This window comes from Enterococcus sp. 10F3_DIV0382, assembly GCF_002140245.1.
GTDB lineage: Bacteria > Bacillota > Bacilli > Lactobacillales > Enterococcaceae > Enterococcus_B > Enterococcus_B lactis.
The window spans coordinates 1521540-1538043 of sequence record NZ_NGMF01000001.1; the positions used below are offsets into that span (position 1 = coordinate 1521540).

At 38.9% G+C, this 16504-nt stretch carries 14 protein-coding genes; 11 read left to right on the forward strand and 3 right to left on the reverse strand.

Going from position 1 to position 16504, the window contains the following annotated elements; translation table 11 throughout:
• The first annotated feature begins 22 nt into the window (after positions 1-22).
• The 10 genes from A5849_RS07685 (at position 23) to clpB (ending at position 11311) form a co-directional block, all read left to right on the forward strand.
• Positions 23-1396 carry a replication initiation and membrane attachment family protein gene (locus A5849_RS07685; protein WP_002291965.1) on the forward strand — a complete coding sequence of 458 codons (1374 nt, stop codon included), beginning with the start codon at positions 23-25 and terminating at the stop codon, positions 1394-1396.
• Positions 1396-2322, forward strand: coding sequence for a primosomal protein DnaI (gene dnaI, locus A5849_RS07690; protein ID WP_002306563.1), 927 nt, complete (start codon positions 1396-1398; stop codon positions 2320-2322). The genes A5849_RS07685 and dnaI overlap by 1 nt, the downstream gene beginning before the upstream one ends.
• 128 nt (positions 2323-2450) lie before the next feature.
• Positions 2451-2897 (forward strand): hypothetical protein, encoded by a 447-nt coding sequence (locus tag A5849_RS07695; protein WP_086310028.1) that lies wholly within the window; start codon positions 2451-2453, stop codon positions 2895-2897.
• Between the two features lie 86 nt (positions 2898-2983).
• Complete coding sequence (locus A5849_RS07700; protein WP_002309061.1) at positions 2984-3685, forward strand: tRNA (adenine(22)-N(1))-methyltransferase TrmK; 702 nt, start codon at positions 2984-2986, stop codon at positions 3683-3685.
• Entirely contained in the window at positions 3682-4803 is a 1122-nt protein-coding gene (locus A5849_RS07705) for a Nif3-like dinuclear metal center hexameric protein (RefSeq protein ID WP_002309063.1), read from the forward strand. Before A5849_RS07700 ends, A5849_RS07705 begins: the two co-directional genes overlap by 4 nt.
• A gap of 13 nt (positions 4804-4816) precedes the next feature.
• Positions 4817-6049, forward strand: coding sequence for a peptidase T (gene pepT, locus A5849_RS07710; protein ID WP_086310029.1), 1233 nt, complete (start codon positions 4817-4819; stop codon positions 6047-6049).
• A 130-nt stretch (positions 6050-6179) separates the two neighbouring features.
• The gene (locus A5849_RS07715) at positions 6180-7088 is read left to right on the forward strand and encodes a diacylglycerol kinase family protein (RefSeq protein WP_002291955.1); all 909 of its coding nucleotides are present in this window, start codon (positions 6180-6182) and stop codon (positions 7086-7088) included.
• Between the two features lie 34 nt (positions 7089-7122).
• Entirely contained in the window at positions 7123-7395 is a 273-nt protein-coding gene (locus tag A5849_RS07720) for a DUF1294 domain-containing protein (protein ID WP_002306567.1), read from the forward strand.
• Between the two features lie 10 nt (positions 7396-7405).
• A complete protein-coding gene (locus A5849_RS07725) occupies positions 7406-8452 on the forward strand; it encodes a lysylphosphatidylglycerol synthase transmembrane domain-containing protein (protein WP_002306568.1) in 1047 nt (348 codons plus the stop codon).
• A 249-nt stretch (positions 8453-8701) separates the two neighbouring features.
• Positions 8702-11311, forward strand: coding sequence for an ATP-dependent chaperone ClpB (gene clpB / locus A5849_RS07730; RefSeq protein WP_002345143.1), 2610 nt, complete (start codon positions 8702-8704; stop codon positions 11309-11311).
• Positions 11312-11460: 149 nt separating this feature from the next.
• On the opposite strand, the gene A5849_RS07735 is transcribed toward clpB, so the two are convergent.
• The 3 genes from A5849_RS07735 to eis are packed head-to-tail and all read right to left on the reverse strand — an operon-like array spanning position 11461 to position 13859.
• Positions 11461-12147: a hypothetical protein gene (locus A5849_RS07735; protein ID WP_002316308.1), complete on the reverse strand. Its 687-nt coding sequence runs from the start codon at positions 12145-12147 to the stop codon at positions 11461-11463.
• Positions 12125-12619, reverse strand: a complete 495-nt coding sequence (locus A5849_RS07740; protein WP_002291949.1) for a nucleoside 2-deoxyribosyltransferase — start codon at positions 12617-12619, stop codon at positions 12125-12127. The genes A5849_RS07735 and A5849_RS07740 overlap by 23 nt, the downstream gene beginning before the upstream one ends.
• Positions 12620-12638: 19 nt before the next feature.
• Complete coding sequence (eis, locus tag A5849_RS07745) at positions 12639-13859, reverse strand: enhanced intracellular survival protein Eis (protein ID WP_002291948.1); 1221 nt, start codon at positions 13857-13859, stop codon at positions 12639-12641.
• A 146-nt stretch (positions 13860-14005) separates the two neighbouring features.
• Here eis and lepA point away from each other — a divergent pair, with 146 nt between their 5' ends.
• Positions 14006-15841, forward strand: a complete 1836-nt coding sequence (gene lepA, locus A5849_RS07750; RefSeq protein WP_002291945.1) for a translation elongation factor 4 — start codon at positions 14006-14008, stop codon at positions 15839-15841.
• Positions 15842-16504: the final 663 nt, after the last annotated feature.

Here is a 16504-nt window from a genome sequence, read left to right on the forward strand (position 1 = left end):
GAAACAAAAAGGAGGCATTTCCTTGGAAAATGCTTGGAAAGAGCTTCAACCAAAAAATATTTACCAAGGAAGAAAAGAAGCTCCGCTGAGGGAAGACAGCAAGAACGCGTTGCTGTATCTTTATCAGCCACTGATCGGCGGAGAAGCCTTGAGTATCTATTTCACTCTGTTATCAGAGATCTCGCAAGAATCTGGTGAAGGTCCTGAAGGGATGCATGCAGATTTACTCAGTAGTCTAGGCTGCGGGATCCCTCAATTTTATGATGCAAGAAAAAAGCTGGAAGGAATCGGCTTACTGGATGTTTATTTTAAAGAAGATAGCGATCTGGGGCCTCGTTTTATTTATGAGTTGTTAGAGCCACTCATTCCTAAAGCATTTTTCAAAGATTCTGTTCTGGCATTTCTTCTTTTGGAAAAAGTTGGTGAACGACGATTCCAGAAGCTTACCCAGTTGTTTGAACCTAAAAGGCATACAACAGAGGGATATCAAAAAATCACAAAAAAATTTTTAGATGTTTATCGCTTCAATGAAGCAGTATACGCTGCTAATCAAGAAAACATCGAATCACTGAATAAATCTTTTGAAGAATCTGAGCCAGTAGCATTACTTGAAACAGATTCGACATTCGATTGGCAATTTTTGAATGATTGGCTGGCAAAAAAACATATGACTGTTCTTGATGATTCAATCATCAAACAAGTCGACATGTATCATCAGCTTTATGGATTCGATGAACTAACTCTTGGTGAACTCATCAGTCAATCTTATGATTTTAGTGAACAAAAAGTATCCATGAAGGAGCTGCAAAAAGCTGTTTTGGCAATGCAGAGACGACCAGTGAAGCAAATAAAGGAAACAGTAGCTGTTGCTGAAAACAGCAATGAATCTCCGACGAACGAACATTTGACAAATGCAGCGCTTCAGTTGATAAAAGAAGCACAGAGCATTCCGCCGATGAAATATCTGGAAGCAATCAAGTCAGAAAAAGGCGGATATGTTTCTAAACAAGAAACTTGGTTACTGCAAGACCTTGTTTCTCAATCAGGTCTTTCCAGCAGTGTGATCAATGTTTTGCTGAATTATGTGTTGGTGATCAAAAATAATGCTAGCTTAAATGCTAGTTATGTGAATACAGTGGCAAATGAATGGGCACAAAAGAAAATCGCCACAGCAGAAGAAGCGATTCAGCATATTCGGCAAATAAGCAATCAAGCAAAACAATCAAAACAAAAAAAGCAAACAAATTATCCAAACGGCAAGCGAAATGTTCGGCGGGAAAAGCTTCCTGATTGGGTCAACCAGCCAAAAGATGAAAAACAGATCAGTAGTGAGAAAAAAGCAGAGATTGACCGCCGTTTTAAAGAATACCTGGCGAAAAAGGAGGGTGACATCTAATGGAAGACGTAGGCAAAGAATTGAAGAGGATCATCAGCAAACGTAATTATCAAGAAAAATATGCTGAAATGATTGCTGACGTCCTAAATGATACGGATGTTCAAGCTTTTCTAAGTGCACACCAAGAAGAACTGACACAAGCGGATATTGAAAAAAGCTACGCCAAATTGTATGAGTTCGTGCAAGAAAAGCGTAAATATCAAAAAAACGATCCAACGATGATCGCTCCAGGATACGAGCCGAAGTTGACGTTGAATTTTCATTATGTGGATGTCACTTATGTACCAACAGAAGCATTGTTAGCTCGGCAAAGACAAGAAGAAATTAGAAGCCGAGTAAAAGCAATGGATATGCCAAAAGATATTCAATCAGCATCTTTTGAAAACTTTGAGCGTACAGATGGACGAGGATATGCAAGCTTGGAAGCCCTAGATTTCGTAGAGAAATATACTGCAGATCCAAAAGGGTATCATAAAGGTCTTTATTTGGTGGGGAGTTTTGGTATTGGAAAAACATACTTATTAGGAGCAACAGCGAGAGAACTAGCGATTGCTGGATTCACCACGACATTAGTCCACTTTCCGACGTTTGCCGTTGAGATGAAACAGGCAATCGGAAAAGATCAAGTGGCAGAAAAGCTAGATGCAGTGAAGCGTTCCCCCATTTTAATGATTGACGATATTGGTGCAGACGCGATGAGCAGTTGGATACGGGATGAAGTATTTGGCGTCATCCTTCAATATCGGATGCAGGAACAGCTACCGACCTTCTTCTCATCAAATTTCACAATGGATGAATTGGAACAGCATTTGTCCGTCACTCAACGTGGAGATGAAGAGCCGCTGAAAGCAAAACGCATAATGGAACGCATACGTTATTTGACAAAAGAAATCGAAATGACTGGTCGCAACCGCCGCAATGGTTGAACAGTTGATAAGTCCAACTGATATTTGACCAAGTAGTAAAAGCAGGTCAGCGAATCTTTACATGGACAGAAATGACCGGAGACAATCACCGCAACAAGTAATGCAAAAACTTAAACGGAGGATTTTTTATGAGGGCTATTTTTTCTAGTATATATGTAGTTGGTCTATTTTTTATTTTAGCAGGATGCGGTAGTGCAGACAGCAACACAGGTTCTCTTGATTCGATTGATGCGGGTCAAACAATAAAAACAAGCAGTACGAAAACGGAGGGACAAAGCATATTTGTAGGAACGATTGAAAGCATCACTCAAGTAGAAGCGGAAGAAGAAACGATTCAACTGAAACTCGTCGATGTCATGGCCAAAGAAGATCCAGCGAATATGGGGACATCATTCAGCAATGACGGAGTGATTTTGAATGCTACTGCTGAAAAAATAAGCGTGGACATAGATGAACTGAAAATCGGTGACAAAGTCCAATTTACATTAGTTGAGATGCCGATCATGACGATGTCTATCCCACCACAAGTGCCTGGAGATTCGATCATTGATATTTCATTGAACAAAAAGGTATAATTTTTAAGGAGATCTGGGAATTTTTTTATTCCTAGTCTCCTTATTTTATATGGAAAATGCTATAATTACCTAGAAGGAGTGAAGCTATGAACCATTTAGATTTATCTCAGCGCTTAGCGGCAGTTGGTGAATTTGTTCCTGAATCTGCTCGTTTAGCAGACATTGGATCAGATCACGCATACTTACCTGTTGCATTGATGCTAAAAGGAAAAATCAAATATGCAGTTGCAGGTGAAGTCGTTCAAGGTCCTTATGAATCAGCACGTAAGCAAGTCCAAAAAGATGGATTGGAAGACCGTATCACTGTACGTCTTGCAAATGGTCTAGATGCGATCCAACCGCAAGATGCTATAACGGCTGTCACGATCGCGGGTATGGGAGGTTCGCTGATCCGAGAGATCCTAGAAGCTGGCAAGTTGCATCAACGCCTAAGTGGACAAGAACGTTTGATCCTTCAGCCAAATATCGGAGAGCGTACGTTACGATCATGGCTGCAAGAAAATCAATACAAAATCCAATCAGAAAAAATACTTGAAGAAAACAAAAAAATATATGAAATTATTGTAGCCGAAAAAGAACAAAAACCAGTTACTTACAACGAAATGGAGCTGATGTTCGGACCATTTCTGCTCGAAGAGAAAAGTGAGATCTTCAAATCAAAATGGACAAGAGAGCTTCAACAAAGAAAAGCTATCCGTGAACAGCTCAAACAAGCAGCTAATCAAGAGGCACGTCAAAAACAAATCGAACAGGAAATCCAAATGATTGAGGAGGTTTTAGAGATATGACAATAAGCGGACGTACCTTCATCCAAAAGTTTGAGAGCTATTGTCCTCAATGGCTAGCTGAAGAAGGAGACCCAGTCGGACTGCATATTGGAACATTAGATAAACCGATTCAACGGGTAATGATGACATTAGATGTTCGCCCAGAAGTGGTCGAAGAAGCAATCGAGAAAAAAATCGATCTGCTGATTGCTAAACATCCCCCAATCTTTCGCCCTGTAAAACGGCTGACTACTGATCAGCCGCAAGAAAAAATGTATGCAGATCTGTTGAAACATGATATTGCCGTTTATGCGGCACACACGAATATGGATATTATTTGGGACGGACTGAATGACTGGTTTTGCGAACTGCTTGGTATTGAAGTGGAGAGTTATTTAGTGAAGACTCATGAAATCCATTATAAAAAACTGGCGGTTTATGTACCTGTGGATCATGCACAGAAAATGCGGGAAGCATTAGCTGTAGCTGGTGCTGGTACGCAAGGCGATTATACCGGTACAAGTTTTACCTCGATTGGACACGGTCGATTTACTCCGAATGTTGGTGCACAACCAGCGATTGGGAAAGTAGGGAAGGCAGAACAAGTCCAAGAAGCAAAAGTCGAGGTTATTTTGCCCGAAACAATCGAAAAACAAGTGATTGATGCCATGCAATCGGTTCATCCTTATGAAGAACCTGCGTACGATCTTTTCGCAATTGATGAACCAGTCGAAAAGTTTGGGCTAGGTCGAATAGGTGAATTACCGCAAGAAATCCCCTTAGAAACATTTGTGGAACAAGTAAAAAAAGTTTTCCAATTAGAAGGACTGAGAATCGTTCAGCCTCAAAAAACAAAATCATCCATCAAGCGTATTGCGATTTGCGGTGGAAGCGGCGAAAAATTTTATCCGCAAGCAATCGCTCAAAGAGCAGACGTCTATATCACCGGAGACATCTATTATCATACGGCTCATGATATGCAAAGCGCCGGGTTGATTGCAATTGATCCCGGACATTATATTGAATCGTTATGTAAGGAACGGTTCATCGAGAAATTTGAGACTTGGAAACAAGAAGAAAATTGGGATATTGACTTTTTCGTTTCTGAAACGAATACAAACCCATTTCAATTTAATTAAAGGAGAGAATACTATGTACGAAAATCTTTTGCCACGTTTTTTACGGTATGTCAAAACAGAAACACGCTCCGATGCAACAAGCAAAACGACCCCATCGACTCAGACACAAGTTGCTTTTGCACAAGAATTGAAAAAAGAATTAGAAGAGTTAGGTTTATCAGATGTTTTCTATAATGAAGACAATGGATTCGTTATGGGAACATTACCAAGCAATGTCGATCATGAAGTGCGTTCCATTGGATTTATTTCCCACATGGATACAGCAGACTTTAATGCAGTAGGAGTCAATCCACAAATCATTGAAAACTATGATGGAGAGTCTACGATCGTACTAGATGCGGAAGAACGTTACACGTTGAATACAAAAGATTTCCCAAATTTGAAAAATTATGAAGGCCACACGTTGATCACTACAGATGGCAGTACTTTACTGGGAGCAGATGACAAATCAGGGATTGCGGAAATCATGACTGCAATGGAGATCTTGATCAATAATCCTTCTATCCCTCATGGTACCATCAAAGTAGCTTTTGGACCTGATGAAGAAATCGGTGTCGGAGCGAATAAATTCGATGTTGAGCAATTCAATGTGGATTTTGCTTATACAGTCGACGGCGGTCCTTTAGGTGAATTGCAGTATGAAACATTCAGCGCTGCTCAAGCAAATATCACGATCCAAGGGAAAAATGTACATCCAGGGACGGCAAAAGATACGATGATCAATGCTTTACAGCTGGCCATTGATTTTCATAATCAGCTTCCAGCCGATGAAGTTCCAGAAAAAACAGAAGGATACGAAGGTTTCTTCCATTTGATGGCATTGAATGGGAATCCTGAAGAAGCTTCTATGAGTTATATCATTCGCGATCATGATCGTGAAAAATTCGAAGCACGCAAAGCACAAATCACACATATCCAAGAAGAATTGAATCAACGATTTGATCAAGAACGAATCAAAGTAGATATGTATGATCAATATTACAACATGAAAGAAATCATCGAAAAAGATATGAGCATCGTGGAATTAGCGAAACAAGCAATGATCGAGCTTGGGATCTCTCCAGTGATCGAACCAGTCCGCGGAGGAACAGATGGTTCAAAAATCTCTTACATGGGTATTCCGACGCCAAATCTATTTGCCGGAGGAGAAAATATGCACGGTCGATTCGAATTTGTTTCTTTACAAGTAATGGAAAAAGCAACAGATGTGATTGTTAAAATTGCAGAATTGAACACAAAGAGTTAAAATCGAAAAAGAACAGCTTATGACAAGGCGTTCGTCCGATGATGGAATGTCATCCGTCTAAGGCTAAAGGGCAGGACAATGGAATGGATTGTCCCGCCCTCTTTTTTGAAGAGTAAATAGGAGGTAAAGAATGAAAAAGCTGCTAGTTTTTTATAACAAAAGTTCAGGGAAAGATGAGGGGGAGAAATTAGCACGCTGGTTTCAAGATTATGTAAAAGAAAAGCAACCAGAATTATTTGTAGATTTAGCTGAAACTGGCCCGTCGATTGACCATGCGGATTTAGTCAAGAAAGCAGAAGCTATAGGAGCCGATACTCTAGTGATCATAGGAGGGGACGGAACGATCCATCATATCGTCCAAGCGTTCCAGCAAACGTTATCTCAGTATCATATCGGATTACTTCCAGGTGGAACAGTCAATAATCTCGCACGTGTCCTTGAGATTCCATTGAAGAAAGAAGAGGCTGCTGACGTGATTCTAGAAGGAAATGTCCGAAAAATAGACTATGGCCAAGTCAATGATGCAGTCATTATCTCTACACTGACAATCGGTATCTTAGCCGATACAGCAGTTTGGATCAGTCAAGAAGAAAAACAGCGTTATGGCTCGTGGATTTTTATCAAGAAATTCTTTAAGTTATTGCTGAAGAAGAAAAAATATCATTTGGATTTAGAAACAGACGAGGAGCATTGGAAAGGAAAATCTCAGTTATTGACAGTCACGATGTCTAACTCCGTGGGCGGCTTTACAAATTTCGACGATTCAGCGACCCCAGATGATGGAAAATTCCATGTAACGATCGTACCTTCCTTAGATATTTTCCGATTTATTTTTTATTTGCCTAGAATCATGAGAGGAAAATTCTATACGATACCTGGCATCACTTATTTCACAGCCAAACGCATGAAAATCAAAGCAAAGGAAAAATCTGTTGGCACTCGGACAGATGGAGACACGACAGATGATCTTCCAGTTGAATTATCTGTTGTATCAAAAGGATTAGCAGTTTATTCACCAAAAAAAGAAGAACAAGCTTAGAAATAGTAGTTAATAGAAAGTTGGAAGAAGAATAATGGATGTATTGTTGCACAATCCTTTGTGGTTTTATCTATTCATTGTAAATTTTTATTTATTTTGTCTGATGGGATATGATAAACATCAGGCTCGAAATGGCGGCTGGCGTGTACCTGAAAATAACTTGATATTTGTCAGTCTGTTAGGCGGTGGTTTGGGAGGATTGATTTCTCGGAAAGTTTTTCATCATAAAACAAGGAAAAAAAAGTTTACCGTAGGATTCACTGCGGGTGTGCTTGTTGATTTGATTCTCATTTATTTTTTCCATTAAGGAGCAGGAGATGTCATCTAAAGGAACGAAAATTAAAATCATTCTGAATCTGCTTTTGCTGATTGCGATTTTTGCTATTATTTATTATTTAATCAATCAATCATTTGCAGATATCTTTGCCGAATTAATGTCTACCAGTGTTGTCGTTTTGGCAGCCACTGTTATATTAGGGACAGTTTACCAAATCGCTGAAGGGCGCTCAATCAAAGAAATTGCTGAACCTTTCGCGCCGAATTTTACAACGAAAGATGGGTTCTTGACCTCTAGCTATATTGCGTTTTACCGAATCGTTTCGTTTGGTACAGGAACATTGATCTCGGAAATTTATTTTTATAATAAAAAAGGAATGAAACTGTCTCAGGGAGCAGGAGTGACAGCACTCCATATGATCATGTACAAACTTGCAGTGATTACCTATGCGTTAGCTGGCTTGCTCATCCAATTCTCTCTTTTTTATTCTAATAGTCCGTCAATGATCTGGTTTATTATTGCTGGAATTCTTTTGACGATCGTGATTGTTGCCTTTTTATTGGTAATGTCCATCAGTCTGAATGTCCAAATATTTTTTGTCAGCTTATCGAATAAGTTATTTAAGAGTGAGCGTTTGCGAAAATGGGTGGATACATGTAATCAGCAGATCTACTCTTTAAGGGAAACGGTCCAAACCATTATCCAAGACAGGACTGCGCTATTGCGTATTTATCTATGGAATATGTTGAAACTTGTATTTTGGTATGTACTTCCCTATTTGATTCTGATTGAAAACCATCCTAAAATAGATTTTCTACTGACCATTTCGTTTATCAGCTTTGCAGTAGTGCTTTCAGGGGTTATTCCTACGCCAGCTGGTATTGGCTCCTTTGAATTTGTCTACTTGTTATTGTTTAGACCAGTTGTCGGAACAGTTGACGCAGTTTCTTCGCTTTTGTTGTATCGTTTCAGTTCCTTTATCTTGCCATTTCTCTATGGATTTGTGTATGTGATTGCTGAACGGCGAAGAGTGATCAAAGAAGAAATAATAGAAGTAAAAAAAGAGAATAAAGAAAATCAAGGGTAGGTCTTTTATAAGATCTACCCTTTTTATCAAATCAAAGAAAAACGTTATGGGTAAGATAATTTTACGTTTGTTTTGCTCTTTTTTTGTATGTATACAATCAATTTTGTTTTTTTAAGATTTATATAAGACGAGAAAAAAAGTCAAAAAAACATGTGTATATTTTGACCAAAATTGACCAAAGAGATATAATAGTTTGTGTAAAGATCAAAGAAATAAGTGATCTTACCTTTAATTAGGAGGTATACCTGTATGAATATTGAGAAAATGACTACGACGCTTCAAGAAGCGATTGCTGAAGCTCAACAGATTGCGGTCACTCGAAAACACCAAGATATCGACATTGCCCATGTATGGAAAATCTTTTTACAACCTAATCATTTTGGTCGAAATTTCTATACGGATGCCGGATTGGATGTCGAATCTTTTGAACATGAAATCGATCGTCTACTGGATGAGTATCCAGTTGTTTCTGGTGGAAACGTCCAATATGGACATAACCTCAGCCAGAATTTCTTTCGATTATTGAATGAAGCAGACCAAATACGTGAAAGCTTCGGCGACGAGTTTCTTTCAACGGAAGTCGTTATTTTAGCGTTGATGAAATTAAAAAATTATCCGTTAACTGTTTATTTGAATAAAAACGGATTATCTGAAAAAGAATTGCGTAAAAACATCGAAGAGATGAGAGGAGGAGAAAGGGTGACCTCGCAAAACCAAGAAGAACAATACAAAGCATTAGAAAAATACGGCGTTGATTTAGTACAGCAAGTCAAAAGTGGAAAAATGGATCCAATCATCGGTCGTGATGAAGAAATCCGTGATGTCATCCGTATTCTTTCACGAAAAACAAAAAATAATCCTGTTCTGATAGGAGAACCAGGTGTAGGTAAAACGGCGATCGTTGAAGGACTTGCTCAACGTATCGTACGCAAAGATGTGCCTGAAAATTTAAAAGATAAAACGATTTTTTCATTAGATATGGGTGCATTGATCGCTGGAGCAAAATTCCGCGGTGAATTTGAAGAAAGACTAAAAGCGGTCTTGAAAGAAGTCAAAAAAAGTGATGGGCGGATCCTCTTGTTCATTGATGAAATTCACAATATCGTAGGAGCAGGAAAAACAGAAGGAAGTATGGATGCCGGAAATCTGTTGAAACCAATGCTTGCTCGCGGTGAATTACATTTGATCGGTGCCACAACTTTAGATGAATACCGTCAATATATGGAAAAAGACAAAGCGTTGGAACGTCGCTTTCAAAAGGTATTAGTCAAAGAACCAACAGTGGAAGATACGATCAGTATTCTGCGTGGATTAAAAGAACGTTTTGAGATCCACCATGGTGTTAACATCCATGACAACGCACTGGTCGCAGCAGCTACTTTATCTGACCGTTATATTACTGATCGATTCTTACCAGACAAAGCAATCGATTTGATCGATGAAGCCAGTGCAACGATTCGGGTAGAAATGAACTCTATGCCAACGGAATTAGATCAAGTGACCAGACGTTTGATGCAGTTGGAAATCGAAGAAGCTGCACTGAAAAAAGAATCAGATGATGCAAGTAAAAAACGACTGAAAAATTTGCAAGAAGAATTAGCTGAACTTCGTGAAGAAGCAAATGCAATGAAGATGCAGTGGGAAACAGAAAAAGAAGAGGTCAATTCTGTTTCAGCAAAACGTGCTGAAATCGATAAAGCAAAACACGAATTAGAAGATGCAGAAAATAACTATGATCTGGAACGCGCTGCTGTATTGCGCCATGGTACGATACCTCAATTAGAAAAAGAATTGAAGGAACTAGAAACCAAAGCAAAAGACAGCGAGATCAAGATGGTTCAAGAGTCCGTTACCGAAAATGAAATTGCTCAAGTCGTTGGCAGATTAACGGGTATCCCCGTAACGAAACTTGTAGAAGGCGAACGAGAAAAACTGATTAAATTGAATGAAACGCTTCACAAACGAGTGATTGGTCAAGATGAAGCAGTTGATGCGGTCAGTGACGCGGTGATTCGTTCACGGGCTGGATTGCAAGACCCAAATCGTCCTCTAGGTTCTTTCCTTTTCCTAGGACCAACTGGTGTCGGAAAAACCGAATTAGCGAAAGCTTTAGCTGAGAACTTGTTTGACTCAGAAGATCATATGGTACGGATCGATATGAGTGAATATATGGAAAAACATGCTGTGTCTCGTCTAGTCGGAGCTCCTCCAGGCTATGTAGGTTACGAAGAAGGTGGACAATTAACGGAAGCTGTCAGACGAAATCCTTATACAATCGTCTTGTTGGATGAAATCGAAAAAGCGCATCCCGATGTCTTCAATATCTTGTTACAAGTCCTAGATGACGGACGCCTAACCGATTCAAAAGGGCGAGTAGTTGATTTCAAAAATACGGTTCTGATCATGACTAGCAATATCGGTTCACAGTTACTGTTGGAAGGTGTGACTGCTGATGGAACGATTCCAGAAGCAGTGGCTGAACAAGTCAACACGCTATTACGTGGAAACTTCAAACCAGAATTCTTGAACCGAATCGACGACACGATTTTATTTACACCATTGAGCCTAGACAACGTGAAAGGAATCGTTGACAAAATGGTGGCGCAATTGGCACAACGTCTGGAACATCAAGAAATCCTACTAACAATCAGTGATGAAGCCAAAACGTGGATCGCTGAAAATGCTTATGAACCAGCATATGGTGCCAGACCATTGAAACGATTTATCACTAAGGAAGTAGAAACACCATTAGCTAAAGAAATCGTTGCAGGACATGTTATGCCTAAATCAAAAGTAACGATTACTTTACTTGATGGACAACTTCATTTCAAAACAGAAGAGCTAGAAGAAATCGTCTAATCTTCCATTGAGACTATAAAAGAAAAAAGGGGTCTGACACAACTACTGTCAGACCTCCTTTTTTTCAAATAAACAGTGTTCCAGAAGTAGCTTTTTCGGATATAAGCCGAAATTTTTTGAGCTGTCCACTTCTGTCACGACCTTTGTTATTAAGTATTTTTCACTTTTTCTAATTTATAACTTTCAAAGTAACGCTCATCTTTTTTACTTTGAGACCAAGCAAACAATCCCATCAAGGCAGCACCTATCGTATTTGTCAGCAAGTCGCCCATCGTATCCATCAATGCTGCTCGTCCAACAAACAGTGTGCCATCAGAAGCAGCAAAACGTTGAAGATTCATGCCTAAGAACTGGTCGCATAAGAATTCCCAGAACTCCCAAAACACGCCGCAAAGTCCAGCAAACGCAAAGCCGAATAAGAGGAACAACCAAGGACTGGTTTTTGATATCTCCGCATCTTTCATCAAGTAACCAATCAATCCATAGCCAAGAGCTGTCAGAACCATTGGACTCACTGCATGTAAGATTTTGTCCCAAAAAGAGATGATACTAATCAAATGCATCCCTGTACCTAAAAAGACAGAGATAAATAAGAAAAACCAGTAAAACAAAACGATTGCTGCTGGAATTTTAAGTTTGAAAACTGTCAAAATGACTTGTGGCATGAAAATCAATGCAATTCCTAATAAAGATTCCACGATAAATGTGATTCCTTGAGAAGTCGAATACTTTTGGGTGATAAATTCATAAAAATTATAACAGACAACGAATACACCAAAAGCAAGTAAAGCTATTTGAACCTTTTTGATTTCTTTAATCACTGAAAGTCCCTCCATCTAAAAATCTTTTTACTTCTGAAAGCAACTCAGTCTCTGAAGAAACCACTTTTCCGTTCAATTTGATCAGTCCTACTGTATATAAGTTCAGATAGTGAAATTGATTCTCAGCTGTTTCCTGTAGCGCAGCGATTTTTTTCGGGTGGGCTCCGCCTTGCTGCCGGGTATCAGTATACAAGCCAATCACTGGGATACCTTTCGCATAAGCCACACCGATTTCTGATGCTACGCCAGCATCAATCGTCAATCCATCTAATAAAGCGATCATCAAATCGCTTTCCAGCACTTTTTCTGTATCTGCAAGAGCAATCATCCGACTGTCTGCATAAGCAGTTTTGTCATTGATTGCTTCATTTTCTTGAGGAAGATAAATTGAAAGTTTAGAAGAGATCGCTCTGACTTCTTTAACTATCTGCTCGTTATATAACAAATCACTTTTAGCAAACATTGGTGCGGCAAAATAAATTTTCATCTAAACATCATCCTTTTTATTAAAAATAATCGCTAAAGTAAGCTTCCATATTTGGAATAATACGCTCTAGTGACTTCAGTGTTTCTTCATCTGTTTCTAACCGTTCGATTCTTGCCAAATAAGAAGCACGTCGATAATTCATCATCAAGCATGTCAATGTTTGGATATTCAATCGAACAGGTTTTCCTATAGGTTCATTCAAGACACGGACTTGTCCTTGTTCATCCCATGTTAAGGCGAAGATGCCATTATTCCAAGGAGCGACAGGATCTTCAATGATGAAATGAAAAGCATCAGCTGTTCCAACAAACGGAAAATGTTGTAGGAATTCTTTTACATCAACGATCCGAGCCATAAAATATGGTTCGATCTGCTCTTTGATCTGACTGTCTTCAATCAAAAAAGCTAAGGGTTCATTTTTGTAAATATCTCCATGTACCCAGTAAATCATGGAAAAATGTGCGGAAATAAAGTTCCATAAGCCATTTCGAGCTTCTTGATCAAGATAGAACATTTCTTTTACGTGAAATATTTCTTCAGCTACCCAGTAGAATAGAACACCTCTTGGTTCATGATTGCTATCGTAGTAGACAGCGGCTGTGCGCTCATCTTCATTTTCGAAACGCCAATATTCTTCCCAATGAAAATTACTGCGGAATAAAGCACCATGGTTTCGTTGGGCAAATTTGTCATAAACGGCAAATACATCTGGATGATCAACTGGTAATCGTTCAACCATCCCACTTACTGGGACTTGTTTAGGTAGCTGTGTATCTCTGATTTTAAAGGAAAGTTTATCAGACATAATCTCCCATCCTTTGCGCCGATAATAGGGGATACTGTAAGGATACAAATAAGAGATCCATTGCTTGTTCTTGCGCATATTATCCAATGCAACGATGATTAAATCTTGCATCAATCCGTGGTTCGCATATTCTGGATAAGTTCCAACTCCAGTCACGCCTCCCATTTTATAACGTGCACCGTGAATATTGACTTCACAAGGATAGATAGCGATTTGAGAGATTAGTTTGTTTTCATGAAACCACCCGAACACTTTTGATACTTCTAAAATCGGTCTTTTGGAACGGATAAAAGCTCGTTTATTCTCAAACCCGCTTTCCTCGATATCTGCTTCAGTCACTTGGAACACATAGGAAAGTAATTCGTTGAACTGATCGATATGTTCTTGAGTGACTGGTTTTAATTCAAGATTTTCTCTAAAATCTTTTTGATCCATTTTTTCATCTCCATTTATTAGCTTGATAACAGTATAGCAAAATTCTACCAAAAAAACTTCTAAAGCTGACTAATTAAAAAGTCTTTAAATTACTGCTTTTCGTTGGTATAATGGAAAGTGCTGATTATATGAAAAGAGGAGACGCTATGGATATAAAGAAAATGAAAGAACGCCAAGAGCAGATTCGTAATTTTTCGATCATTGCTCATATCGACCATGGAAAATCTACATTGGCCGATCGTATTTTAGAAATGACGCACACTGTGACGTCTCGCGAAATGCAAGATCAGCTGTTAGACTCGATGGATTTGGAACGTGAACGTGGAATCACGATTAAATTAAATGCTGTAGAACTCAATTACACAGCGAAAAACGGAGAAACATATATCTTTCACTTGATTGACACTCCAGGGCACGTCGACTTCACCTATGAAGTCTCTCGAAGCCTTGCTGCCTGTGAAGGCGCCGTTTTAGTGGTTGATGCAGCCCAAGGAATCGAAGCACAAACATTGGCCAATGTTTATTTAGCGTTAGACAATGATTTGGAGATCCTGCCAGTCATCAATAAAATCGACCTACCCGCAGCAGATCCCGAACGTGTCCGTCAAGAAATCGAAGACGTAATCGGAATCGATGCTAGTGAAGCTGTATTAGCTAGTGCAAAAGCAGGGATTGGAATTGAAGATATTCTCGAGCAGATTGTGGAATATGTTCCAGCACCAAGTGGAGACTTAGATGCACCGCTAAAAGCTTTGATCTTTGATTCTATTTATGATAGTTACCGCGGTGTTGTTCTAAATGTCCGGATCACGGACGGTATGGTCAAACCCGGAGATAAAATCAAACTGATGAGTAATGGCAAAACATTTGATGTTACAGAAGTCGGGGTCTTCTCGCCAAAAGCAGTTGCTAGAGACTTTTTGATGGTCGGTGATGTTGGTTATATCACAGCAAGTATCAAAACTGTCCAAGATACTCGAGTAGGGGATACAGTAACATTAGCAGACAATCCTGCCGCTGAAGCTTTACCAGGTTACCGAAAAATGAATCCGATGGTTTATTGTGGTCTTTATCCAATTGATACTTCTCGTTACAACGATTTGCGGGAAGCTTTAGAAAAACTGCAATTGAACGATGCTGCTTTACAATTCGAACCAGAAACTTCTCAAGCATTGGGATTTGGGTTCCGCTGCGGATTCTTAGGACTTCTTCATATGGATGTCGTCCAAGAACGTTTGGAACGAGAATTCAATCTAGAATTGATTACGACTGCACCATCCGTTATTTACCATGTTAATAAAACAGATGGTACGACTGCTACAGTTGATAACCCGGCAGATTTTCCTGAACCTGTAACGATCCAAGATGTAGAAGAACCATTTGTCAAAGCACAGATTATGGTGCCCAATGATTTTGTCGGTGCAGTCATGGAACTTTCTCAACGAAAACGTGGAGAATTCATTACGATGGATTATTTAGACGATTACCGAGTAAATGTCGTCTATAATATTCCGCTTTCTGAAATCGTCTTTGACTTTTTTGACAAATTGAAATCAAGTACAAAAGGCTATGCCTCATTGGATTATGAAATGTCTGGTTATCAAAAAAGCAAGTTAGTGAAGATGGACATCTTGCTGAATGGAGAAAAAGTCGATGCATTAAGCTTTATCGTTCACCGAGACTTTGCCTATGAACGTGGAAAAGCAATCGTTGAAAAACTAAAAAAACTAATCCCACGCCAACAATTTGAGGTGCCAATCCAAGCAGCTATTGGACAAAAAATCGTTGCCCGTTCAGACATCAAGGCCTTGCGTAAAAACGTCTTGGCTAAATGTTATGGTGGAGATGTTTCTCGTAAACGTAAACTCTTAGAGAAACAAAAAGAAGGGAAGAAGCGGATGAAACAAATCGGCTCCGTCGAAGTTCCGCAAGAAGCCTTCATGGCCGTTCTGAAAATGGACGAAGAAGAAAGTAAGAAGTAGTAAGAGGTCTATTTGACAATACTGAAAAAAATACCATATTTACATGGGTTTGCCACCGGAATGTCACCGGTGGTTTTTTTGTTGGTAAAATTCTCCATGATATCTACCATTTCAATTCTCATTTTATTTGTAATATGAGAATAGGTGTCCATCTAATCATGTTTTGGATGCCATGGAATCAGAGGATTAGTCGGAAACAACTTTGGATTAGTCAAAAGAATCCATGTATAAACTGAGTGATGTCGCTTAAGTTAGCGCAAAATTCTTAGCTGTTTTAAAAAATAGTTTGGCTATAATCTCTCAAAAAGTGTATTTATTCAAGTAACTTTTTCAGAAAAAATAGACTAGAAACAAAAAAAACCAGCCCTAAGAGCTGGAAAACTTAATTTTTTGTATTCAGATAAATTAGTATGCAAATAAAAAATACTATCGAAAATACTAAACCAACTAAATAATTGGATAAAAAAAGGGGATCAGTATCTGAATCATCCCAAATCTGAATCATGAAATAAATAAATGGGAGGGATGAGACGATCAGTAAACAATCTTTTTTACGCCATGTTTTTAAACAATGTAGAACAATAATTTTATATGCACAAGTAACCCAGAATAAAATTTTACTAATAAATAACAAAGTTATATCCCTGTCTCTTATACACATCT